The 20,588-nt window shown below is 70.1% G+C and carries 20 protein-coding genes; 10 read left to right on the forward strand and 10 right to left on the reverse strand.

The genetic code is table 11. From position 1 onward, the window contains the following. Window positions 1-756, reverse strand: a 756-nt coding sequence (gene radC, locus D7V77_RS15170) for a DNA repair protein RadC (protein WP_120577004.1), incomplete at its 3' end; no start/stop codon positions are given. A gap of 179 nt (window positions 757-935) precedes the next feature. Then, a complete protein-coding gene (locus D7V77_RS15175; protein ID WP_120577005.1) occupies window positions 936-1,394 on the reverse strand; it encodes a cyclic nucleotide-binding domain-containing protein in 459 nt (152 codons plus the stop codon). Window positions 1,395-1,475: 81 nt separating this feature from the next. Between D7V77_RS15175 and trxB the strand changes: the two genes are divergently transcribed. Genes trxB through moaC form a run of 3 tightly spaced genes read left to right on the forward strand, consistent with a single transcriptional unit; the run spans window position 1,476 to window position 4,103 of the window. Next, complete coding sequence (gene trxB / locus D7V77_RS15180; protein ID WP_120577034.1) at window positions 1,476-2,441, forward strand: thioredoxin-disulfide reductase; 966 nt, start codon at window positions 1,476-1,478, stop codon at window positions 2,439-2,441. A 37-nt stretch (window positions 2,442-2,478) separates the two neighbouring features. Then, window positions 2,479-3,666 (forward strand): PLP-dependent aspartate aminotransferase family protein, encoded by a 1,188-nt coding sequence (locus D7V77_RS15185; protein ID WP_120577006.1) that lies wholly within the window; start codon window positions 2,479-2,481, stop codon window positions 3,664-3,666. After that, a complete protein-coding gene (gene moaC / locus D7V77_RS15190) occupies window positions 3,663-4,103 on the forward strand; it encodes a cyclic pyranopterin monophosphate synthase MoaC (protein ID WP_120577007.1) in 441 nt (146 codons plus the stop codon). The genes D7V77_RS15185 and moaC overlap by 4 nt, the downstream gene beginning before the upstream one ends. On the opposite strand, the gene D7V77_RS15195 is transcribed toward moaC, so the two are convergent. From D7V77_RS15195 to D7V77_RS15210, 4 genes are all read right to left on the reverse strand, one after another. After that, window positions 4,100-4,678, reverse strand: coding sequence for an NUDIX hydrolase (locus tag D7V77_RS15195; RefSeq protein WP_120577008.1), 579 nt, complete (start codon window positions 4,676-4,678; stop codon window positions 4,100-4,102). The genes moaC and D7V77_RS15195 overlap by 4 nt on opposite strands. Window positions 4,679-4,695: 17 nt before the next feature. Beyond that, window positions 4,696-5,520: a SirB1 family protein gene (locus D7V77_RS15200; RefSeq protein ID WP_120577035.1), complete on the reverse strand. Its 825-nt coding sequence runs from the start codon at window positions 5,518-5,520 to the stop codon at window positions 4,696-4,698. Between the two features lie 85 nt (window positions 5,521-5,605). After that, window positions 5,606-5,881 carry a hypothetical protein gene (locus D7V77_RS15205; protein WP_120577009.1) on the reverse strand — a complete coding sequence of 92 codons (276 nt, stop codon included), beginning with the start codon at window positions 5,879-5,881 and terminating at the stop codon, window positions 5,606-5,608. A 19-nt stretch (window positions 5,882-5,900) separates the two neighbouring features. Then, window positions 5,901-7,502 carry a YiiX/YebB-like N1pC/P60 family cysteine hydrolase gene (locus tag D7V77_RS15210; RefSeq protein ID WP_120577010.1) on the reverse strand — a complete coding sequence of 534 codons (1,602 nt, stop codon included), beginning with the start codon at window positions 7,500-7,502 and terminating at the stop codon, window positions 5,901-5,903. A gap of 204 nt (window positions 7,503-7,706) precedes the next feature. On the opposite strand from D7V77_RS15210, the gene D7V77_RS15215 reads away from it, so the two are divergent. The 3 genes from D7V77_RS15215 to D7V77_RS15225 all read left to right on the forward strand — a co-directional run bounded on the left by D7V77_RS15215 (window position 7,707) and on the right by D7V77_RS15225 (window position 9,451). Continuing rightward, entirely contained in the window at window positions 7,707-8,024 is a 318-nt protein-coding gene (locus D7V77_RS15215) for a DUF2795 domain-containing protein (RefSeq protein WP_120577011.1), read from the forward strand. Window positions 8,025-8,108: 84 nt separating this feature from the next. Then, on the forward strand, window positions 8,109-9,011 hold the full coding sequence (locus D7V77_RS15220; protein WP_120577012.1) for a hypothetical protein: 903 nt from the start codon (window positions 8,109-8,111) through the stop codon (window positions 9,009-9,011). After that, a complete protein-coding gene (locus tag D7V77_RS15225; RefSeq protein ID WP_120577013.1) occupies window positions 9,008-9,451 on the forward strand; it encodes a CoA-binding protein in 444 nt (147 codons plus the stop codon). Before D7V77_RS15220 ends, D7V77_RS15225 begins: the two co-directional genes overlap by 4 nt. An 87-nt stretch (window positions 9,452-9,538) precedes the next feature. On the opposite strand, the gene D7V77_RS15230 is transcribed toward D7V77_RS15225, so the two are convergent. Both D7V77_RS15230 and D7V77_RS15235 read right to left on the reverse strand, forming a co-directional pair. Then, window positions 9,539-11,140: a S8 family peptidase gene (locus D7V77_RS15230; RefSeq protein WP_120577014.1), complete on the reverse strand. Its 1,602-nt coding sequence runs from the start codon at window positions 11,138-11,140 to the stop codon at window positions 9,539-9,541. Window positions 11,141-11,270: 130 nt separating this feature from the next. Continuing rightward, on the reverse strand, window positions 11,271-12,149 hold the full coding sequence (locus D7V77_RS15235) for a patatin-like phospholipase family protein (protein ID WP_120577015.1): 879 nt from the start codon (window positions 12,147-12,149) through the stop codon (window positions 11,271-11,273). A gap of 99 nt (window positions 12,150-12,248) precedes the next feature. Here D7V77_RS15235 and D7V77_RS15240 point away from each other — a divergent pair, with 99 nt between their 5' ends. Genes D7V77_RS15240 through D7V77_RS15250 form a run of 3 tightly spaced genes read left to right on the forward strand, consistent with a single transcriptional unit; the run spans window position 12,249 to window position 17,809 of the window. Next, entirely contained in the window at window positions 12,249-13,145 is an 897-nt protein-coding gene (locus D7V77_RS15240) for a metalloregulator ArsR/SmtB family transcription factor (protein WP_120577016.1), read from the forward strand. Beyond that, window positions 13,142-16,657 (forward strand): methionine synthase, encoded by a 3,516-nt coding sequence (metH, locus tag D7V77_RS15245; protein WP_120577017.1) that lies wholly within the window; start codon window positions 13,142-13,144, stop codon window positions 16,655-16,657. Before D7V77_RS15240 ends, metH begins: the two co-directional genes overlap by 4 nt. Before the next feature lie 57 nt (window positions 16,658-16,714). Beyond that, on the forward strand, window positions 16,715-17,809 hold the full coding sequence (locus D7V77_RS15250) for a hypothetical protein (RefSeq protein ID WP_120577018.1): 1,095 nt from the start codon (window positions 16,715-16,717) through the stop codon (window positions 17,807-17,809). Window positions 17,810-17,833: 24 nt separating this feature from the next. Here the strand turns inward: D7V77_RS15250 and D7V77_RS15255 are convergent, their stop codons facing one another. Both D7V77_RS15255 and mutY read right to left on the reverse strand, forming a co-directional pair. Beyond that, a complete protein-coding gene (locus D7V77_RS15255) occupies window positions 17,834-18,076 on the reverse strand; it encodes a DUF2934 domain-containing protein (protein ID WP_120577019.1) in 243 nt (80 codons plus the stop codon). Window positions 18,077-18,275: 199 nt separating this feature from the next. Next, a complete protein-coding gene (gene mutY / locus D7V77_RS15260; RefSeq protein ID WP_120577020.1) occupies window positions 18,276-19,475 on the reverse strand; it encodes an A/G-specific adenine glycosylase in 1,200 nt (399 codons plus the stop codon). Between the two features lie 130 nt (window positions 19,476-19,605). Between mutY and D7V77_RS15265 the strand changes: the two genes are divergently transcribed. Further along, window positions 19,606-20,583 (forward strand): PD-(D/E)XK nuclease family protein, encoded by a 978-nt coding sequence (locus D7V77_RS15265; RefSeq protein WP_120577021.1) that lies wholly within the window; start codon window positions 19,606-19,608, stop codon window positions 20,581-20,583. Window positions 20,584-20,588 lie beyond the last annotated feature (5 nt).

Below are 20,588 nucleotides of genomic sequence, written 5' to 3' on the forward strand. Positions count from 1 at the left end.
GCCCCCGCCCGTGACGCACTTGCGCCGCCCCTCCCGCTCGCTGTCCGGCAGGATGCCCCGCTCCAGCATGGACACGAACGCGCCGTCCCCCACGACGACGTGGTCCAACAGCTTCACTCCCAAGATGCCGGCCGCCCGCGCCAGGTGCTCCGTGAGCCCCACGTCCTGGACGCTGGGCTCCGGGTCTCCGGAAGGGTGGTTGTGCGCGAACACGATGGCCGTGGACCGCGAGGAGAGCACCGCCGCGAACACCTCCCGCGGGTCCACCGGGCACGCGCTCAGCGTCCCTTCCGCCACCCGGGCGTCGTGCACCAGCACGTTGCGCGGGTTGAAGCACAGCACGTGGAACACCTCGCGCCGGAGCGCGCCCAGCGTGGGCGCCAGGTACGCGTGCACCTCCTTCGGATTTCGCAGCCGGGGCCGTTTCTCCGGAGAGCGCTGAGCGCGCCGTCCCAATTCCAGCGCCGCCAGCAGCCGGGACGTGCGGGCCGGCCCCACGCCCCGCCGTGAGCACAAGACGCGCGGATCCTCCTGCACCAGCGCCTTGAGCCCGTCCCTCGCCACGCCGTCCGCCGCGTCCCCCAGCCCCTCCGCCCACAGGAGTCCCAACAACTCCAGGTCGGTGAGGGCCTCCGCGCCCAGCCGGAAGAGTCGCTCGCGCGCATCCCCCAGGCCCGCGCCTCGCGCCCTCACCGACCTGCCACCCGTGGCTTCCCCTTCGCCCGACTCCACCCACGCCTCTCCACCCTGTTCCATCCCGCCTCCGTCCACGCGACGGCGGGCTTGAGCAAGGCCTGTGCCCTTCAGGGGCCACTCCGGGACGCCAGGGCAGGGCCCGTCCAGCGGCGCGTGAAGAGGCCCGGTGGCGGGACGGACAGCGATGCTCCACTCGCACTCCTGGCGTGCGAGGAGCCGAGAAGCGCTGGGGCCGCTGGCTAGAAGCGGGAGATGGCGAAGAAGCCCTTGATCTTGTCGTTCGTCTCGCGGAGCCGCTCGCTCAGCGTGCGGACGAGCGTCCAGAGAAGGACGTAGGCCAGGTCCTTGTCCGTGAACATCAGCTGGTCCAGCTTCGCGCGCTCGATGACCCACACCGTGCAGGAGGTGTGGGCAATGGCGTCCGCGGAGCGGGGCGAATCCTCGATGACCGCCATCTCCCCGAAATACTGACCGGGTTCGAGGATGGCCAGCGCCTCTTCCCCGATGCCCGGCACGGATTTGGAAATGCGCACCTTGCCGTCGGCGAGGATGAACATGTCCTGGCCGGTGTCACCTTCGCGGAATAGGAAGTCTCCGGCCGTGTGGGTCCGGGACTGGGCAATCCGGGCGACCTTGGCGAGCTGGCCCTGGGTCAATCCCTCGAAGAGCGCAACCTTCTTGAGGACAGCGGCATCCATGGGGTCCAGGTTCGTATCATGGCCAGGAAGGCGGCGTCTGTTACCGTCCGGGCCCGTCAACGTATGAGCGCAGGAGGCGCCGTGTCGCAGGACAAGATCCAGAAGGTCACCATCATCGGCTCGGGACCGGCGGGCTACACCGCCGCCATCTACGCGGCGCGCGCCAACCTGGAGCCCGTGGTGTTCGCCGGCGGCCCCACCCTGGAGCACCCGCAGCGCGTCCCGGGCGGCCAGCTGATGGTCACCACCGACGTGGAGAACTACCCCGGCTTCCCGGAGGCCATCACCGGTCCGGAGCTGATGGAGCGCTTCCAGAAGCAGGCGGAGCGCTTTGGCACCGTCATCCACATGGAGAACGTCACCAAGGTGGACTTCTCCAAGCGGCCCTTCCTGCTGGAGAGCGAGAGCGGCATCCAGGTGCGCTCGGAGACGGTCATCATCTCCACGGGCGCCACGGCCAAGTGGCTGAACGTCAAGGGCGAGGACACCTACAAGAACCGCGGCGTGTCCGCGTGCGCCACCTGTGACGGCGCCTTCTTCAAGAAGCAGGACGTGCTGGTGGTGGGCGGCGGCGACACGGCCATGGAAGAGGCCACATACCTGGCGAAGATCGTCAACCACGTCACGCTCATCCACCGCCGCGACTCGCTGCGCGCGTCCAAGGTGATGCAGGAGCGCGCGCTCAACAATCCGAAGATCTCCTTCATGTGGGACTCCGCCGTGGAAGAGGTGGTGGGCGACGGCAAGGGGATGACGGGCGCCGTCGTGCGCAACCTCAAGACGGGCGACAGCAAGCTCGTCAACGCGCACGGTCTGTTCGTCGCTATCGGGCACACGCCGAACACGGAGCTGTTCCAGGGCATCCTGGAGACGCACCAGGGCGGCTACCTGAAGACGATTCCGGGCAGCACGCGCACCAACATCGAGGGCGTCTTCGCCTGCGGCGACGTGCAGGACAGCTACTACCGCCAGGCCATCACCGCGGCGGGCACGGGCTGCATGGCAGCCATCGACGCGGAGCGCTGGCTCATCGAGCACGGCGAGTAGCCCTCCTCCTTTCCGTCCTGAGCGAGACGACACGCGCATGAGCACGAAACAGAAAACGGTGGCGGTGCACGCGGGCTCCCGGCTCACCGGGAGCAAGGCCGTGCCCGTCATGCCGCCCATCTTCCCGGCGGCGGTGAACTGGTTCGACAGCAGCGACGACCTGTCCGACGCGCTGGACGGAAAGGACTACGCCTACGCCCGCATCAGCGCGCCCAACGCGGCGCTGCTGGAGGAGGCGGTGGCGGCATTGGAAGGCGCGGAGGACTGCGTCGCCTACGCCAGTGGCATGGCCGCGCTGCGCTCGCTGTTCGACGCGCAGCCGTGGAAGGCCGGCGACGTGCTGGTGATGCCCACGGACGGCTACGGCGTCACGCGGGCGCTCTACAAGAACCTGTGCGCCCGCTGGGGCGTGGAGCTGCGCCCGCTCGACCAGACGTCTCCGGAAGCGCCCGCGCGCATCCGCGAGTGGCGCCCGCGCCTGGTGCTGGCGGAGAGCATCTCCAACCCGCTCCTGCGCGTGCCGGACATCCGCGCGCTCGCGCAGGCCTGCAAGGACGCGGGCGCGGTGTTCGCGGTGGACGCGACGTTCCCGTCGCCCTTCGGCCAGCGCTCGCTGGAGCTGGGCGCGGACTACGCGGTGCAGTCCACCAGCAAGTGGCTCAACGGCCACAGCGATGCGCTGGGCGGCACGGTGAGTGGTTCCAAGGCTCGCATCGACCCGCTGCGGTCGGCGCGCATCCTTTCCGGTGACGTGTTGGGCCCCTTCGAGGCGTGGCTCACGCTGCGCGGCCTGCGCACGCTGCCCGTCCGCATGAAGGCCCACAACGAGCACGCCGCCCACGTGGCGAAGCGGCTTTCGGACTCGCCGCTGCTGGAGCGGGTCATCTACCCGGGCCTGGCGTCCCATCCGGACCACGCGGTGGCGGCGCGGGTGCTGGAGGGTGGCTTCGGGCCCATGGTGGCGTTCGAAATCAAGGGCGCGGGACAGAAGGAAGGGGACCGGTTCCTGGAGGCGCTTCGCGTGGCGAAGCCCGGTCCTTCGCTGGGCGACGTGGGCACGCTGGTGATGCACGCGGCCAGCGCCAGCGCGCGCCGGATGACTCCCGAGGAACGCGCCCAGGCGGGCATCCGCGACAGCCTCATCCGCGTGTCCGTGGGGTTGGAAGACCCGGACGACGTGGCGGACGACCTGCTCGCCGCGGTGGCGAAGGGGGCCGGCCGGTGAAGATGGTGGACGTCGGCGACAAGCCGAAGACGGACCGCGTGGCGGTGGCCACCGCGCGCCTGCGCATGCTGCCCGCGACGCGTGAGCGCATCCTCGCGGGGCAGGTGGAGAAGGGGGACGTGCTCGCGGCGGCGAGGCTCGCCGGCATCATGGCCGCCAAGCGCACCCCGGACTTCGTGCCCCTGTGCCATCCCATCGCGCTCGCGGGCGTGGACGTGACGCTCACGCCCGTGGACGAAGGGCTGGAGGTCCGCGTGCGGGTGAAGACGGTGGACCGCACGGGCGTGGAGATGGAGGCGCTCACGGCCGCGTGCGCGGCGGCGCTCACCGTCTATGACATGTGCAAGAGCGTGGACCGCGGCATGGTCATCGAAGCGGTGCAGCTGGACCACAAGTCCGGCGGACGCTCCGGCACCTGGGAGCGCGAGCCGGGCTAGCGCTTCGCTTCCGCGCGCAGCCGCTCCAGGAAGAAGGCCACCACCGCCAGCGAGTGCGTGATGTGGCCTTCCAGGATGAGCCGGGGCAGGTCCGCGCGCGGGTACAGCTCCACGGCGATGTCCTCGCCGTCATCCAGGTCCCCATCGCTCACGCGCTCGCAGTCCAGCGCCAGGTACGTGTGGCAGCGGTTGGTCTGGAAGGCCGGGTTGGGGTGCACGACGCCCAGCGGCTCCAGTCTGCCAGCGCGGTAGCCCGTCTCCTCTTCCAGCTCGCGCGCGGCGGCCGTGGCCGGGTCCTCGCCCGGGTCGATGACGCCGCCGGGCGCCTCCAGCGTCGCCGCTTCGATGCCGCAGCGGAACTGGCGCACCATCACCAGCTCATCCTGCTTCGTCACCGCGACGACGGTCACCCAGTCCGCGCACTCCATGTGCACGCGGGGGTGCTCCCGGTTCGTGCGCGGATCCATCACCACGTCCTCGCGCACCTTCACCACCGTGAAGTCGTGCTCCAGCCCCCGGCGCAGACGCGGCCAGGGCTTCACTTGGGACTTGGGCGACTCGGGCGTGGACGACATGCGACGGATTTCCTCTCTCAGTTGAGCAACTCGGCGCGCTCGCGCAGCTCCCGGGCGGACAGCTCCAGGCGCTCGCGGTCCGGCGCGTCCGGGGACAGCTCCAGGCAGCGCTCCACGTCCTTGAGCGCCGCGCGGAAGGCGCCCAGCGTGGTGAGCAGCGACGCTCGGGTGCGCAGTTCGCCCGGGTGGTCCGGAGCCAACAGCAGCAGCAGGTCCACCACCGCCAGCCCCTGCTGGCTGTCGTCACGCCCCAGGTACACGCGGCGCAGGTTGGACAGCATGCGGTACGCGATGAGCTCCACCGGCGCGGGCGCGAGCATCGCCCGGTCGAACTTGAGCTGCGGCGCCACGCGCTTGAGCAGCTCCTCGCAGCCGTGCTCCGTGAGGATGTCGCCGTGGTGGAAGGGGTCCATCACCAGCTTGTGGTCGCCCGCGTCGCACGCCACCAGGAAGTGGCCGGGGAAGGGGACGCCGTACAGCGAGATGCCCGCGCGACGCGCCACCTCCAGGTAGAGCACGGACAGGGTTATCGGCAGCCCCACCTTCCGCTCCAGGACACGGTCCAGGAAGCTGTTGTCCGGGGAGTGGTAGTCGTCCTCGTTGCCCCGGAAGCCTTCGATGTCCGCGAGCACGTGGCGCAGGGCGCGCAGGGGGGCCAGGGCCTCGCCCTTCTCGCGCAGGCGCTCCGTCTCCACCTGCACCCGCGCGGCGAGCGCATCCAGCGTCCTGAGACACGCCGGAGCATCCAGGTCCTCATGGCCCAACGTCGCGATGGCGAGGGCCGCCAGGTCCAGCCGCGGGGGTTCCGCGGCCAGGGAAGACACCAACCGCTCACGCGCCAGCGGAGGGCCGAAACCAGAGGAAAAGCTCACGGTGCGCACCAGTAACCCACGGATGCTCCTCACGGCAAAAGCAGGCAGCCGAGCATCAGGCGCCCGGTGGTGCCGCGGGCAGCCGGCCCTTGATTTCCGCACGCAGGGCCATTTGGGCTGAAATCAGTCCCGCCAGGATGCCGTCCTCGAACTCGAAGGTCGGGTGCTCCTTCAGCTCCGGGAAGTCGTGCGGGTTGCGCAGCTCCTCCGGCCCGATGTTGGGCACCGCCTCGCGCGCCAGCTTGAGCACCTTCGCCTGTTGCTGGGCAATCATCCGCTCGTAGAGGGGGGAGGCCAGGGCCAGCAACTCGTTCGCCGTCTCTTCCGTCATGGTGTGTGTGCCTCTAGCCTCACTCTTGGGCGATGTCCCACTTCATCCGCCGGTAGGTGTAACGGAAGGACTCGGCGTTCGCTTCGACGGCGTCCCCCGGGCCCTCTCGCCCGTCCAGGAAGGCGACGAAGTCGAACTGCCGGTTGGGCTGGCCGTACTCGGCGTCGAACACGCGCACGATTTCGTTCGCCGGCAGCGTCCTGCGACCCGCCACGCTCACCAGGGGGATGTCCAGGCCCTTCATGTCCTTCGACGGGGCGTAGGACTTCCACACCAGCTCCGTGCACACCAGCGACTGGTCGGAGAAGAAGTCGAAGTTGAAGTCGTACGGCCGGCCCTGGAAGGTGAAGGCGCGCAGGATGGCGCGGGCCTTGTCCACCTGGGACAGCCGGGGCCGCAGCACGCCCAGGTAGTCCACGTGCATGCCGTGCTCCACGCCGGTGAAGCTCACGCCCTCGCTGATGGACTCGATGATGCGCAACGGGTCTCCGTGCGCGTCCTTGCCGGTGTACTCGGCCCACTTCGCGGGGAATGCCTTCGCCAGGTGGGCGGTGAACGTCTCCGGGCGGCCGGGCAGGGTGGCCACCCAGGTCTTCACCTCTGGATCCGCGTCGAAGGTCTGGGAGAGCTCCTGCGGCGTGCCCACGTACAGCTCCGCGTGCGGCCAGAAGCCCGGCAGCCCGATGTTGGACAGGAACCAGTTCTGCCGCGCGACCATCACGTCGCCCGGGGCCATGCGCGGCAGCAGCGACAGCACCTGCTCCCGGGAGATGAGCGGCTTGCCGGAGCGGTGCACGCGCGTGTCGCCCATCCACTCGGCCACGGTCTTCTGCACCGGGAACACCGCGCGGGCGGTGGTGTCCTGGGTGAGGTCCGCGGCGGCCTTGGCGAAGAGCACCGGGCCGCGCTTCAAGAGGCGCGAGCGGGCCGCCTTGCTGTCCTGCCGCATGGTCTGGAAGAGCGCGGGGACGCCGGGCTCGTTCAGCACGCCGGCCTTCGCCAGCACCGGGTGCAGCGTGGCGCGGTAGCCGTCGCCCGTGAAGAGCTGCGTGCTGGTGCCCACGTGGACGACCTTCTCCTTGAAGCGGCTGAAGGCGCGCGGGGGCAGGCCGTACTCGGGGCCGGGCTCATTCAGCAGCACCTCCAGCTGCGCCTGGCCTCCGGTGAGGTCCGCGAAGGCCATCCCCTGCGCCAGCTCCGACGCGAGCGCGGCGTGGGTGAGGAGGAAGCCCCAGGCGTGCTTCTTCGGCTGGGTGAAGGCGGGCACCTTGAGGAAGTCCCAGTAGCGCTGGCGCACCACCTCCGTGGAGATGAAGCAGTCGAAGAAGGCGGCCCAGGTGGACACCAGGAGCTGCTTCTCGTCCGGGGTGTAGGGCACGTCCTTGCCGCGCTGGTACAGCGCCTTGGAGCGGAAGGCCTCCTCCTTGAGCCGGCGGAGCCCCTCGGTTCCCTGGCGCAGCGTCTCCAGGTCTCGGCGGGCCTGGGCCACGAAGGCGGCGTCGTCCAGCGCGTAGACGTCGCGCGGAGCCGTGGTGGCGACCGTGGCGGGGGCAGGGGACGTCGGTTCGGCGGGGGGGCTGGCGAGCGTGAGCCAGGCGGCGAGCAGGGAGGCTGCGGACATCAGGGAGGACACTCCGTCGGGCGTTGGCGCGGGGGGACTCTACTCCGAAGCGGACGCGAGCAAGACGGCCGGTCCCCCGCTTGCCTGGCGTCGTAGGAGGTGCCGGGCGGCAGGGTGGCCCTGGGCGGGCGTCATCCCCACGTTGAGGCATGAATGGCCGTCCGGGCACTGGACGCTCCGGGCGCAAGAAAGGTGGAAGGCACGATGGCTTACGGAAAGGCTGAGGATCCCGCGCGCTCCATCACCCCGCATCTGGATGGGGTGGAGTACCCGGCGACGCGCGAGGAACTCGTCGAGGCTGCCGCGGACAGCGAGGCCCCGGTCGACATCATCAACATCCTCAAGTCCCTGCCGCAGGAGGAGTACATGTTGCGCGACCACGTGCTGCGCGACCTGGCGGAGGCCGAGCGCCGCTTCGCGATGAACGGCCTCAAGGATGACGATGGCGTGGACCGCGACCGGCGCAACATCGGGCGCGACCGCATCGAGGGGGCCTCCGAGGGCGAGACGCGCCACCCCTAGTGTCGCCCACGCGCTGACACTCCACACAAGGACGTTGCAAGACGCTCGCGGGCGCCCTGGCTTTCTGCCAGCGTTCGCGAGCGCATGCGTACGGGCCTCTTGTGGAGCTGTCTGCTGCTGTCGCTGGCTGCCGGGTGCACGTCCCGGTATCCGCCGCTCAACCCCGCGCCGGGGCTGCCGCCGCCGGTGCGTCTGGACTTCAAGCCGCCCGTGGATCGCCTCCTCACCGAATCCGTGCGCGCCACCCGCACCCTCCAGCGCGAGGGCCAGCGGGAAGTGCGCGACGAGGCGGCCTTCACCACCGAGACGCGCTTCACCCCCTCCGACGGCGGCTGGCGCGTGGCCCAATCCATGCGCACCCCGCGACAGGTGCATGACGGGCACGACGTGCCGTCCGTGTCCGGCGCCGTGCTGGAGCGCTTCACGCTGCGCATGCAGCTGGCGGCGGACGGCACCTTCGTGAAGCTGGTGGGCCCGGAGGCCGCGCAGGAGGCGCTGCGGCAGGTGGCGCCCGAAGGCACCGGCGTGCCGGAGGTGGAGCGCTTCTTCAACCCGGAGGCGCTGGAGATCCGCACGCGCCGCGAGTGGGAGGCGAAGTACGCGGGGCTGCTCCAACGCAACCTGGTGGAGGGGCAGCGCACCTGGGCGGTGGACTCCGTGGACGTGAATGGCGAGGAGCGCGCCTTCCTGCTGGAGCGCACGGTGGAGGGCACCCGGCTCACGACGTTCGGCGACGCGGTGGTGCTGACGCTGAAGTGCCTGGACGCGCTGCCTCCCAACGCCCCGGCGGAGCTGAAGGCCGCGTGGGCGGAGGCCGGTTCGCCCGAGCTTTCGAAGGGCGTGACGTGTGAAGGCGAGCAGGTGGTGACGTGGGCCCGGTTCATCCCGGTGCGCCGCCTGCTGAAGGTGAAGGCGGTGGGGGCGGGCGGCACGCTGACGCTCACCACCGAGTCCCAGGCGGAACAGCTCCAGGAGGAAGGGCCATGAGCCACGACGAGTACCTCATCGAGGATGACGCGGGTGTGAAGCGCGTGGTGCAGGAATCCATGCGCGTGGCGGTGCTGGGCATCAAGACGGAGGACCACTCCGCCCAGCCCGCGTACTACGTGCCGGAGTACCTGGCGAAGGCGGGCGTGGACGTGGTGCCGGTGCCCGTCTACTACCCGGACGCGAAGGTGATTCTGGGCAAGCCGGTGTACCGGAGGCTGGTGGACATCCCGGGCGACATCGACCTGGTGGACGTGTTCCGCAGGCCCGGCGACATCGACCAGCACGTGGACGACATCATCGCGAAGAAGCCCAAGGCGGTGTGGTTCCAGTCCGGCATCCGCAACGACGCCGCGGCGAAGAAGCTGGCCGCCGCTGGCATCCGCGTGGTGCAGGATCGCTGCCTGATGGTGGACCACCGCCGCTACAGCGGGCGCTGACGGCTGGAGAAGACAACGGCCCCCCGCACCCCGAAGGGCACGGAGGGCCGCGTGGCCGCACGTGGAGGTCGGCGGCCTTTGTCAGCTCTAGAAGTTGCCGGAGATGACCTTGGGCAGGGCCTTCTGCAGGTCCGGCAGCGGGCCAATCTTCCGGGTGTCGTTGGCCTGCGCCGTGCCGTTGTTGACGAACAGGCCGCGCATCTGCGCGGACGTCAGCAGCCGGCCGTTGGCCTTCGCCACGCCCTGCGCGCTGACCGCGGCGCCCACGACGATGGGCGACGCGCTGGAGGTGCCGCTGAAGGTGGACGTGTAGTACTGGTCCTCGCCGTAGGCGCTGCCGAAGCGGTCGCCGTAGCCGGTGGTGACGACCTGCTCACCCCAGGCGTGCACGTTCACGCGCTGGCCGAAGTTGGTCCAGCACATGGGCACGCGCGTGGTGGCGGTGCTGGCGCCCACCAGGATGGCGCCCGAGTCACGCGTGGCCGGGTTGAACCGGCCGCCGTACGCCGCCGCGTCCAGGTTCGCGCTGCCGTTGCCCGCCGCCTCCACCACGACGACGCCGTTGGCGGTGGCGGTGCGGATGGCGTCGTAGTTGTCCTGCCAGTACTCCATCGCGATGTAGTTGCACTGGGACGTGTTGCACGTGCAGGCCGTTCCGTCCGCGGGGCCGCCCGCGTGCAGTTCAATCAGGATGACGCCGCCCCTGCCCACCGCCGCCGCCGCGTTGGTGATGGCGCTCGCGCTGCTCTGCGCGCCAATGGCCTCCACGCCCGGCGACGCCGCGCTGGCGATGCCCGTCACACCGTAGCCGTTGTTCGCGCCGACGATTTCACCCAGCACCGCGGTGCCGTGGTTGCGCCAGCCCAGGTCGTTGTACTGCGTGCCGCCAATGCGGAAGAACGCGGGGAAGTCCTCGTGCGAGGTGCGCCAGCCACCCTCGATGTCCACGATCTTCACGTTGGTGCCCCGGCCGCCCGTCTGCGTCCACGCGTAGGTCGCGTTGATGCCGGAGGGCGCCGCGTTGAGATAGCCCTGGTTGGCCTGGTACAGCGGCGTGGTGGGCGGCAGGTCCGCCGCGGACAGCAGCGAGCGCAGCCCCGCCTCCATGGCGAAGTTCACCATCGCCGGCTCCGGGGGCGGCGCGGCGTAGGCCGTCTCCACGCTGCCCACGCGGTTGAGCGCCGCCACCAGGTCCGCCACGGTGTCCGCGGTGGTGCCGGGCAGCAGCGGTACTTCGAAGTACAGGTTCAGGTCCGCCAGCTGCTCGCCGCTCGACTTCTCACCGGACAGCTTGCTCGCGTCCAGCGCGGCCTCTTCCGCCTGGAACACCCGCTCCAGCACACCGATGCGCGGCGCGCGCTCCAGCAGCGCCACCACCTCCGCCAGGTCCGCGTCCACGCGCGCGGAGTCCAGGCGCAGGCCGGACAGCAGCTCACGCTCGCCCGCGCTGCGCTCGGAGGACAGGGCGCGCAGCGCGTTGTCGCGCAGGCGCACGTGGCTGCCCTCGTGGAACTTCACCACCAGCCGCTCCACGAACGTGCCCGCGGGCAGCTCCCGCCCCGTGGGCTTCGCCATGAGCGCGCGCGGCGCCAGCGAGGGGGCGGCGCCAGCAGCGGGGGCCAACGCCAGCAGGGACACAGCCATGACCGCGCCACGCAGGGGGCGCAGGGACAGCGTCGACTTCAGCATGGACTTCCTCCGGGATGGACAGCATCCCCACCATGCCACGCCGGTCTGTCATTCAAATCAGGCTATTCAGTTATTTCTATCCTGGTGGTTTATTCGGCCCTCATTGAACCGGGCGTGCGTGCGGAGGTGTTCAGGTGGTTCCCTCGAACGGAACTGGGGGCCGGGCCAGGGCGCGCTCCGCGGACAGCCGGGCCTGATCCAGGGCGTCGAAGCCGCGCTCCAGCGTGGCGGGGGTCACCGGCGGCAGGTTGGAGACGACGACATAGACGGGCACGTTGCGCGTCTGGAGGACGGTGAGCTGGAGGCGGAAGTGGTCTCGCCGGAGCGCGGCGGAGCCGGCGGCCAGGCCCTGCGGATAGGCCATTGGCCCGCCCACCACCTTGCCCGTCCGGCTGGGCAGGAAGTGCACGAGGATGGCGTCCAGGTCCTTGCCGATGCTGCTCTCCTGCAGCGACAGCGCCGGCGCCTTGTCCACGAGCCCGCCGTCCCAGAACAGCTGGCCGTCCAGCGGCACCGCGCGGAAGAGGCCCGGGTACGCGCAGGTGGCGTGGACGCGCGGGGCCAGCTCCCCGGTGGTGAACACCTGGTGCGAGCCGTGGGTGAGGTTGGCCGCGGTGAGCAGCAGCGGGTGCGGCAGGTCCTCGAAGGTGGACACCGGCAGCGTGTCCTCCAGCAGGCGCCGGAAGCGCTCGCCCTTGAGCAGTCCCGTGAAGCCGTGTCCCCGGGACGCCACGTTCATCACCGCGCCAATGGGGTCCGGGTCCCAGAAGTTGGCCCGCGTCTGGCGCAGCACCAGCTCCTCCAGCGCCGCCATGGGCATGCCCGCCGCCGCGTACGCCGCCACCATCCCGCCCGAGGACGTGCCCGCGTAGGCGTGCGGCTTCAGTCCGGAGGCGTGCAGCCCCTTCAGGAAGCCCGCGTGGCCATAGAAGCCGAAGTAGCCCGCGGAGAGGACCAGCCCGAACCGCTTGCCTTCGAGCAGGGAGTGCAGCGTGGAAGAGGGAGCCATTCCGGATTTTTACGGGATGGGTGTGCCTCAAGGCAACGCAATGCGTTGGCGGGGCCATTGTGGTTGGGGGCCTGAATCGATATATGTTGATGGCTCGATATGGACGTCCTCTCTCAATCCTTCCGTGTCCTGGGGGACACGACGCGGCTGCGCATCCTGCGGTTGGTGGCGCAGGCGCCGCTGAACGTGACGGAGCTCGTGTCGCTGGTGGGGGTGGCCCAGTCCTCGGTGTCGCACCACCTGTCGAAGCTGAAGGGGCTGGGGCTCATCCGCGAGGAGCGGCAGGCGGGCTTCACCTACTACTCGCTGGCGCTGGAGTCGGATGACTCGCGCTGGCCGCTCGTCCGGCTGGCGCGCGAGGCGGAGGACGCGGCGGGAGATTCCGCGCGGCTCAACGACCTGCTGCGCGCGCGGGAGGACCGGCAGGCGCTCAACGAGCGGCTGTTGGAGCCCGGCCAGTCGTGGTTCCTCTGGGCGGGGGCGCTGGCGTCGCTGTTGCCGCCGCTGGACGTGGCGGACTTCGGCTGTGGCACGGGCGTGTTCAGCCGGGCCATGGCGCGGTGGGCGCGGCACGTGTGGGCCATCGACCAGAGTGAGGACGCGCTGTCCCAGGCTCGAACTCTGGCCCTCCGTGACGAACTGAAGAACATCACGTTCCTGCGCGAGGACCTGCACCGGCTGTCCCTGGCCGGTGGGCGCATGGACCTGGTGGTGATTTCGCAGAGCCTGCACCACGTGGAGTCGCCCGCGGCGGTGGTGGCGGAGGCCGCGCGGCTGCTCAAGCCGGGCGGCCGGCTGGTGGTGCTGGAGCTGATGCCGCACGAAGAGAAGTGGGTGCTGGAGCGGTTGGGTCACCGGCACCTGGGCTTTTCGCCCGAAGTCCTGGAAGCGGCCCTTCGCGAGGCCGGCTTCACGTCGTTCACCCGCGAGACGCACGCGCGCGACGGGGCCAGTCCCTTCCGCGTCTTCCTGCTGACCGGAGTCAAACCGTCATGACGAGCCACATCGCCCATCCCCTGCCGCTTCCTCCCGGGGAGCACGGCCAGCGCGTGGAAGCGCTCAAGGCCGCGATGCGCGAGCGCATCCTCGTGCTGGACGGCGCCATGGGCACGCTCCTGCAGGGGCACACGCTGGTGGCGGCGGACTTCGGCGGCGCGGAGTACGAGGGCTGCAACGAGCACCTGGTCCTCACCCGCCCGGACGTCATCGAAGGCATTCACGCGAAGTACTTCGCCGCGGGCGCGGACGTGACGGAGACGGACAGCTTCGGCGGCACCCCGGTGGTGCTGGCGGAGTTCGAGCTGGGCCACAAGGCGATGGAGATCAACATCGCCGCGTCCCGCCTGGCGCTCAACGCCGCCAAGGCCGCGGAGGCGAAGGACGGGCGGATGCGCTGGGTGGCGGGCTCCATCGGCCCCACCACCAAGGCCATCAGCGTCACGGGCGGCATCACCTTCGAGGAGCTGGTGGACAACTTCGCCGTGCAGGCCGAAGGGCTCGCGGTGGGTGGCTCCGACTACCTCCTGGTGGAGACGGCGCAGGACACGCGCAACGTGAAGGCGGCGTTGCTGGGAATCGACCGGGCGTTCAAGAAGCTGGGCTGGGCGGTGCCGGTGGCGGTGTCCGGCACCATCGAGCCGATGGGCACGATGCTCGCGGGCCAGTCCGTGGAGAGCCTGGCCACGTCGTTGGAGCACACGGAGCTGCTGTACCTGGGGCTCAACTGCGCCACGGGTCCGGACTTCATGACGGACCACATCCGCTCGCTGTCCTCCATGAGCCCGTTCCCGGTGTCGTGCGTGCCCAACGCGGGCCTGCCGGACGAGAACGGCCAGTATCTGGAATCGCCGGAGATGATTGCACGGTCGCTCCGGCGCTTCTGTGACAGCGGTTGGATCAACGTGGTGGGCGGCTGTTGCGGCACGCACGCGGGCCACATCGAGGCGCTCGCCGCCGCGGTGAAGGGCCTGAAGCCGCGCACGGAAGTGCCCAAGCCGCGCTCGTCGCTGTCCGGCGTGGACTACCTGGAGGTGACGGACGAGCAGCGCCCCATCATCGTGGGCGAGCGCACCAACGTCATCGGCAGCAAGAAGTTCAAGGAACTCATCGTCGCGGGTGCGTTCGACGACGCGTCGGAGATTGCTCGCGCCCAGGTGCGGCGAGCGGCGCAGGTCATCGACATCTGCCTGGCGAACCCGGACCGGGATGAGCTGGAGGACATGCGCCACTTCCTGGAGGTGGTGGTCAAGAAGGTGCGCGTGCCGCTGATGATCGACTCGACGGACGAGAAGGTCATCGCCATGGCGCTCACGTACTGCCAGGGCAAGGCCATCATCAACTCCGTCAACCTGGAGGACGGCGAGGAGCGCTTCGAGAAGGTCGTCCCCCTGGCGAAGGCCTTCGGCGCGGCGCTGGTGGTGGGCTGCATCGACGAGGTGGGCATGGCCGTCACGCGCGACCGCAAGCTCGCCGTGGCCGAGCGCAGCTTCGAACTGCTCACCCAGAAGTACGGCATGCGCCCGGAGGACCTGTACTTCGACCCGCTGGTGTTCCCCTGCGCCTCCGGTGACGCGCAGTACACCGGCAGCGGCGTGGAGACGATTGAGGGCGTGCGCCTCATCAAACAGCGCTTCCCGCAGTGCCGCACGGTGCTGGGCATCAGCAACGTGTCCTTCGGTCTGCCCACCGCGGGCCGCGAGGTGTTGAACTCCGTGTTCCTGTACCACTGCGTGCAGGCGGGCCTGGACATGGCGCTCGTCAACTCGGAGAAGCTGGAGCGCTACCCGTCGCTGCCGGCGGAGGAGCGGAAGCTCTCCGAGGACCTCCTCTACAACCGGACCGCGGACCCGGTGACGCCCTTCGCGGCGCACTTCCGCGAGCGCAAGCCCGCGCGCGCCCAGGTGAGCACCCTGCCGCTGTTCGAGCGGCTCCAGCGCTACATCATCGAAGGCACGCGCGACGGGCTGACGGCGGACCTGGACCTGGCGATGAAGGAGATGCCTCCGCTGGAGATCATCAACGGGCCGTTGATGAAGGGCATGGACGAGGTGGGCCGCCTCTTCGGCGCCAACGAGCTCATCGTCGCGGAGGTGCTCCAGAGCGCGGAGTCCATGAAGGCGGCGGTGAGCCACCTGGAGCCGCACATGAGCCAGACCCAGGCGGCGTCGCGCGGGAAGATTGTCCTCGCGACGGTGAAGGGGGACGTGCACGACATCGGCAAGAACCTGGTGGAGATCATCCTCGCCAACAACGGCTTCCAGGTGGTGAACCTGGGCATCAAGGTCCCGCCCGAGCAGCTGGTGCTGGCGGTGAAGGAACACCGGCCGGACATCCTGGGCCTGTCCGGCCTGCTGGTGAAGAGCGCGCACCAGATGGTGGCCACCGCGGAGGACCTGAAGCGCGCAGGCGTGGAGACGCCCATCCTGGTGGGCGGCGCCGCGCTCAGCCGCAACTTCGTGGACCGCAACATCGCCCCGGCCTACGGCGGCGGCACCGTGGCCTACGCGCAGGACGCGATGAACGGCCTGGAGCTGGCGAAGCAGATCGTGGAGCCGGGCGCGCACGCGAAGCTGCGGGATGACCTGGCCGCGCGGCGGCTGAAGCTGGCGCAGGAGGCGAAGGACCGTCCCGCGCCCGCGGCCCCGGTGCGCCGCTCGCGCAGCACGGAGGTGGCGGTGCTGGACTCGGTGCCGCCCGCGCCGGACTTCGCTCGGCACGTGCTCACCAACACGCCGTTGGACCACATCTGGAAGTTCATCAACCCGGTGATGCTCTACGGCCGTCACCTGGGCCTGCGCACGTCGTCGCGCGCGCTGGGCACGCCGGCGGAAGCGGAGCTGGCCAAGACGGAAGAGGGCCGCAAGGCGCTGGCGCTGAAGGAGGCGGTGGAGGAGCTGAAGACGCTCTTGCGCGGCGGAGCTATGCACGCGCGCTCGGTGTTCCAGTTCTTCAAGGCGGCCAGCGACGGCGACCGCGTGCTGCTCTTCGACGGCACGACGGGCGAGCCGGTGACGTCCTTCGACTTCCCCCGGCAGGACAAGGACAACGGCCTGTGCCTGGCGGACTACGTGAAGCCGCTGGAGAACGGCAAGCCGGTGGACGCGCTCTCGCTGTTCGTCACCACCGCGGGCTCGGGCATTCGCGAGCTGTCCGAAGGCTTCAAGGCCAAGGGCGAGTTCCTCAAGATGCACGCGGTGCAGGCGCTGGCGCTGGAGACCGCGGAGGGTTACGCGGAGCTCCTGCACACGCAGCTGCGCAGCATGTGGGGCTTCCCGGACCGCGCGGACATGACGATGCTGGAGCGCTTCCGCGCGGAGTACACCGGCAAGCGCTACTCGTTCGGCTACCCGGCGTGCCCGCGCCTGGAGGACCAGACGAAGCTGTTCGCCGCGCTCAAGCCGGAGGAGATCGGCGTGCAGCTCACCGACGGCTGCATGATGGAGCCCGAGGCGAGCGTGTCCGCCATCGTCTTCCACCACCCGGGCGCCACGTACTTCTCGGTGACTTGATGCGTCGCGGGCCCGAAGGTCGGGCCCGGGCGACGCGGAAGGGATAGATTGCCCCCCATGCCTTCGCCCACCATCCGTCGCGCCGTCCAGCTCCTGCCCGCGTGTGCCACGACGGGCATCGGCAGCCTGCCGCACACCCAGGTGGAATTGGGTCTGCAGGCCGCGCTCGCCATGGACATCCCGTTCCTGCCGCAGCTACCGGTGGGCCATCCCTCCGAGCTGATGATCCCCGCCGCGCTGGAGGGCCTGCCGGGCCTGCGCTTCGACGAGGACGGCGTCTGCACGGTGGACGTGGACGGGTGGAACGCGGGGCGCGAGGCCTTCGAGAAGCGGCTGGAGGCGGCGCTCGCCTCCGGGAACCTGGAGTCCTTCGAGCCCACGGCGGACGCGTGCCGCGCTTGGAAGCCGTTCCTCTGGGAGGTGGAGCACCGCAAGCTGGCGTTCGCGAAGGCGCAGCTGTCCGGCCCCTTCACTGTGCGCTCCGTGGTGCGCACCGCGACGGGTGAGCCGGTGCTGGCGGTGCCGGGCCTGGACGCGGCGCTGTACCGGCTGGTGATGGTGCGCGCGCTGGCCATGGTGCGCGCCCTCAAGCGCACGGGCACCACGCCCCTGTTCTACCTGGACGAGCCCGGCCTCTACGCCTACGTACGGATGAACCCGCAGCACCTCTTGGCGCAGCAGGAGCTGCGGCTGCTGGTGGTGGCGTTGCAGCGCGAGGGCGCGCTCGTGGGCATCCACTGCTGCGGCAACACGGACTGGGGCGTGCTGCTGGACGCGCAGGCGGACCTGGTGTCGCTGGACGTGCGGCTGTCTCTGGACGCGATGCTGGAGGAGACGGACGCGCTGAAGCGCTTCCTGGACTCCGGCGCCACGCTGAGCCTGGGCGTCATCCCCACGGACCTGGCGTCCACGTATTCGGTGGAGGAGCTGTCGGACTCGGTGGAGGCGTCGTTGAAGGCGGCGCTGCCCAACGACATCGGCTTCGCGCGCGCGCTGTCCACGGTGCTGCTGACGCCCGCATGCGGGCTGGCGATGCGCTCGGTGATGGACGCCGAGCGCATCCTGGAAGAGCTGAAGCAGGCCCAGCGCCGGCTGAAGCGCGCGCTGGAGTCCGAGCGCCCGTCCCTCCAGGGGATGCCGCCCGCGCACTGACTCGCGGGCGGCCCTGGCGGCTGACTACTGCCGGCCGAGCCGCAGCTCGCGTTCAGCCTGGTGCCAGTCGTGTTCGGGGTTGCCGTGCGTGCCGCCCCGGGCCTGGAAGATTTCGTAGGCACGGCGGGCAATCTGCTCCTGCGTGAGCGCGGCGGTCTTGCTCGTGGGCGCGCTCGCCGTGGCCGCCGGCTTCTTGTCCTCGGTCCGCTCCGGCGCGGCCTTGGGGGCCGGGTTCGGTTGCGACTTCTGCGCGTTCTGACGGGCCATGGGGCTTCCTCCTGGAAAAGGCGGCCTGAAGCTTCGGACGCGCTCCTGCATCACGGAAGAGACCCAAGTCGTGTGGGGTTGCCGGAGCGACACCTCAGGTCGCGAAGTGTTGAGGGACCAACGGGCCATTCCGCGCGGAAAATCCATCAGCGGAATAGGCCCGGACGTGCGGTCCTGGAGCTGAAGCCCACCAGGCGCTTCAGCGCCCGGCCGCCTTCCGGGCAGTGCGGCCCGCCGTCTTCTTCTTCGCGGGCTCGGCGGGTGCCGCATCGCCGCCCATCACTCCGTGCCCCAACGCCGCGTCGAGCGCGCGCTGCATCGCGGTGCTCATGCCCAGCGCCTCCGCCTCCCGCGGCGTGCACCAGCGCAGCTCCTGGAACGCGGAGGACTTCGTGGGGCGCTTGTCGCCCGTCACGCGCAACAGCCGCAGCGTGAGGTCGCGGTGGGTGAGCTGCCGGCGCACGCTGTCCAACGTGCCCACCAGCGTGAGCGGCGCGCCCAGTGCTGTCGCCAGCCGCTCCGTCGCCTCTGCTTCGGACGTGTCCTCCTCCACCTCCACGGCGGGCAGCTCCCACAGGCCGCCGAAGAGGCCCTTGTCCGCGCGACGCGCGAAGAGGAGCGTGCCCGCGTGCGGCCACACGGCCAGCGCCAGGAACAGCTTGCGAGGCGCGGCGCGCACCTTGGCCGGAGGCAGCTCGTCCACGCGGCCCTTCTTGAACGCGATGCACCCGTCGCGCACGGGGCACAGCAGGCACAGCGGCGACTCCGGCCGGCACACCGTGGCGCCGTGCTCCATCAGCGCCTGGTTGAAGTCTCCGGGCCGCTCGCCCTTCACCAGCGCGGAGGCCAGCGCCCAGAGCGTGGCCTCGCGGTCGCGGTCTCCGGGCAGGCCTTCCACCTCGAAGAGGCGCGACAGCACGCGGGCCACGTTGCCGTCCACGATGGGCGCCTCCTCGCCAAAGGCGATGGAGGCCACGGCCCCGGAGGTGTAGCGGCCGAAGCCGGGCAGGGAGAGCAGCTCCTCCGCCTTGGACGGGAGCTTCCCGCCGAAGCGCTCCACCACCTCCTGCGCGGCCCGGTGCAGGTTGCGCGCGCGCGAGTAGTAGCCCAGCCCCTTCCACCCGGAGAGCACGTCGTCCAGGGGCGCGGAGGCCAGGGCCTTCACCGTGGGAAAGCGCGCGAGGAAACGCTCCCAGTACGGGATGACCGTGGACACCTGCGTCTGCTGGAGCATGACCTCGCTGAGCCAGATGGCGTACGGGTCGCGCGTGCGGCGCCAGGGCAGGTCGCGCTTGTTCCGGTCGTACCAGGAGAGCAGCGGGCCGTGGAGGGCGGCGTGGCGTTCAGGGGAGACGGGGGCGGGGAGTGCCCCGGTGTCGGTGCGCTTGCGTGGGCTCATGTGATTCTTCGCGGGGGCGGCGCGGCACCATACCCGTACGGTCGGGTGCACCCGTCGGTTTTACCGACGGCATGGGGCGGTTGTCCGGCCGCCCGTCCCTCTTCTGGCGGGGCGGGCGATCGTCTATAGGATGCCCGCGTCCATGGCCCGTCCTCCCATCACCAACGACTTCTCCTGGTCCAAGAGCCGCCACGAGAAGTTCTCCGAGTGTCTCCGGGCCTACTACCTCTACTACTACCGCTCCTGGGGCGGCTGGGAGGCGGAGGCGGCCAAGGACGTGCGCGAGCTCTACGTCCTCAAGAAGCTGCACAACCGCTACACCTGGGCGGGCAGCATCGTGCACGAGGCCCTCAAGGACGTGTTGCTGGACTGGCGCGCCGGCCGTGACGTGGACCCCGCGAAGGTGGAGGCGCGCACGCACAAGCTGATGCAGGACGACTTCCGGCACTCGCGCTCCAAGGCCTACTGGACGACGAAGTACCGCAAGCCCTTCACCGGCCTTTCAGAGCACGAGTACGGGGAGGACATCCCCAACGAGTCCTGGAAGCAGAACTTCGAAACGGTGCGCTCCGCGCTCGCGTGGTTCTTCCAGTCGCGCTGGCCCACGGTGGCCAAGGGGCTCAAGCCCGCGCAGTGGCTGGAGGTGGACGCGGGCTTCGACTTCGCCCACTTCGTCATGGACGGGGTGAAGACCTTCGCCATCCCGGACTTCGCCTACGTGGACGCCGAAGGCTCCGTCGTGGTGGTGGACTGGAAGACGGGCCGCTCGCGCGAGGGCTACGACGAGCAGGTGCTGGGCTACGCGCTCTACATCGCGCAGCGCTACCGCTACCCGCTGGAAAAGGTGCGCGCGTCGCTCGTGTACCTCAACGAGGGCCTGGAGCACGACGTGACGGTGGATCCGTCCGCCATGGACTCCTTCCGCCAGCACTTCGCCCGGAGCGTGGACGGGATGCGCGCGCAGCTCAAGGACGTCGCCACCAACACGCCGAAGGACTCAGAAGCCTTCCCTCAGACGGGGAACCTGGACGCCTGCGCCCGCTGCGTCTTCCGCCGTCCGTGCGGCCGGGAGCCCGCGGTGGCGCAGGCCCGGCCCCGGGTCGCCTGAAACGC

The organism is Corallococcus sp. CA041A (assembly GCF_003612075.1).
Lineage (GTDB): Bacteria > Myxococcota > Myxococcia > Myxococcales > Myxococcaceae > Corallococcus > Corallococcus exiguus.

Bases quoted from the DNA above. Each gene is read 5' to 3' on its own strand.
- metH (WP_120577017.1), top strand. From the start codon at position 13,142: ATGACGAGCCACATCGCCCATCCCCTGCCGCTTCCTCCCGGGGAGCAC.
- D7V77_RS15210 (WP_120577010.1), bottom strand. From the start codon at position 7,502: ATGTCCGCAGCCTCCCTGCTCGCCGCCTGGCTCACGCTCGCCAGCCCC.
- D7V77_RS15185 (WP_120577006.1), top strand. From the start codon at position 2,479: ATGAGCACGAAACAGAAAACGGTGGCGGTGCACGCGGGCTCCCGGCTC.
- mutY (WP_120577020.1), bottom strand. From the start codon at position 19,475: ATGAGCCCACGCAAGCGCACCGACACCGGGGCACTCCCCGCCCCCGTC.
- D7V77_RS15175 (WP_120577005.1), bottom strand. From the start codon at position 1,394: ATGGATGCCGCTGTCCTCAAGAAGGTTGCGCTCTTCGAGGGATTGACC.
- D7V77_RS15235 (WP_120577015.1), bottom strand. From the start codon at position 12,149: ATGGCTCCCTCTTCCACGCTGCACTCCCTGCTCGAAGGCAAGCGGTTC.
- D7V77_RS15240 (WP_120577016.1), top strand. From the start codon at position 12,249: ATGGACGTCCTCTCTCAATCCTTCCGTGTCCTGGGGGACACGACGCGG.
- D7V77_RS15255 (WP_120577019.1), bottom strand. From the start codon at position 18,076: ATGGCCCGTCAGAACGCGCAGAAGTCGCAACCGAACCCGGCCCCCAAG.
- D7V77_RS15250 (WP_120577018.1), top strand. From the start codon at position 16,715: ATGCCTTCGCCCACCATCCGTCGCGCCGTCCAGCTCCTGCCCGCGTGT.
- D7V77_RS15195 (WP_120577008.1), bottom strand. From the start codon at position 4,678: ATGTCGTCCACGCCCGAGTCGCCCAAGTCCCAAGTGAAGCCCTGGCCG.
- D7V77_RS15230 (WP_120577014.1), bottom strand. From the start codon at position 11,140: ATGCTGAAGTCGACGCTGTCCCTGCGCCCCCTGCGTGGCGCGGTCATG.
- D7V77_RS15215 (WP_120577011.1), top strand. From the start codon at position 7,707: ATGGCTTACGGAAAGGCTGAGGATCCCGCGCGCTCCATCACCCCGCAT.
- D7V77_RS15265 (WP_120577021.1), top strand. From the start codon at position 19,606: ATGCCCGCGTCCATGGCCCGTCCTCCCATCACCAACGACTTCTCCTGG.
- D7V77_RS15220 (WP_120577012.1), top strand. From the start codon at position 8,109: ATGCGTACGGGCCTCTTGTGGAGCTGTCTGCTGCTGTCGCTGGCTGCC.
- D7V77_RS15205 (WP_120577009.1), bottom strand. From the start codon at position 5,881: ATGACGGAAGAGACGGCGAACGAGTTGCTGGCCCTGGCCTCCCCCCTC.
- D7V77_RS15225 (WP_120577013.1), top strand. From the start codon at position 9,008: ATGAGCCACGACGAGTACCTCATCGAGGATGACGCGGGTGTGAAGCGC.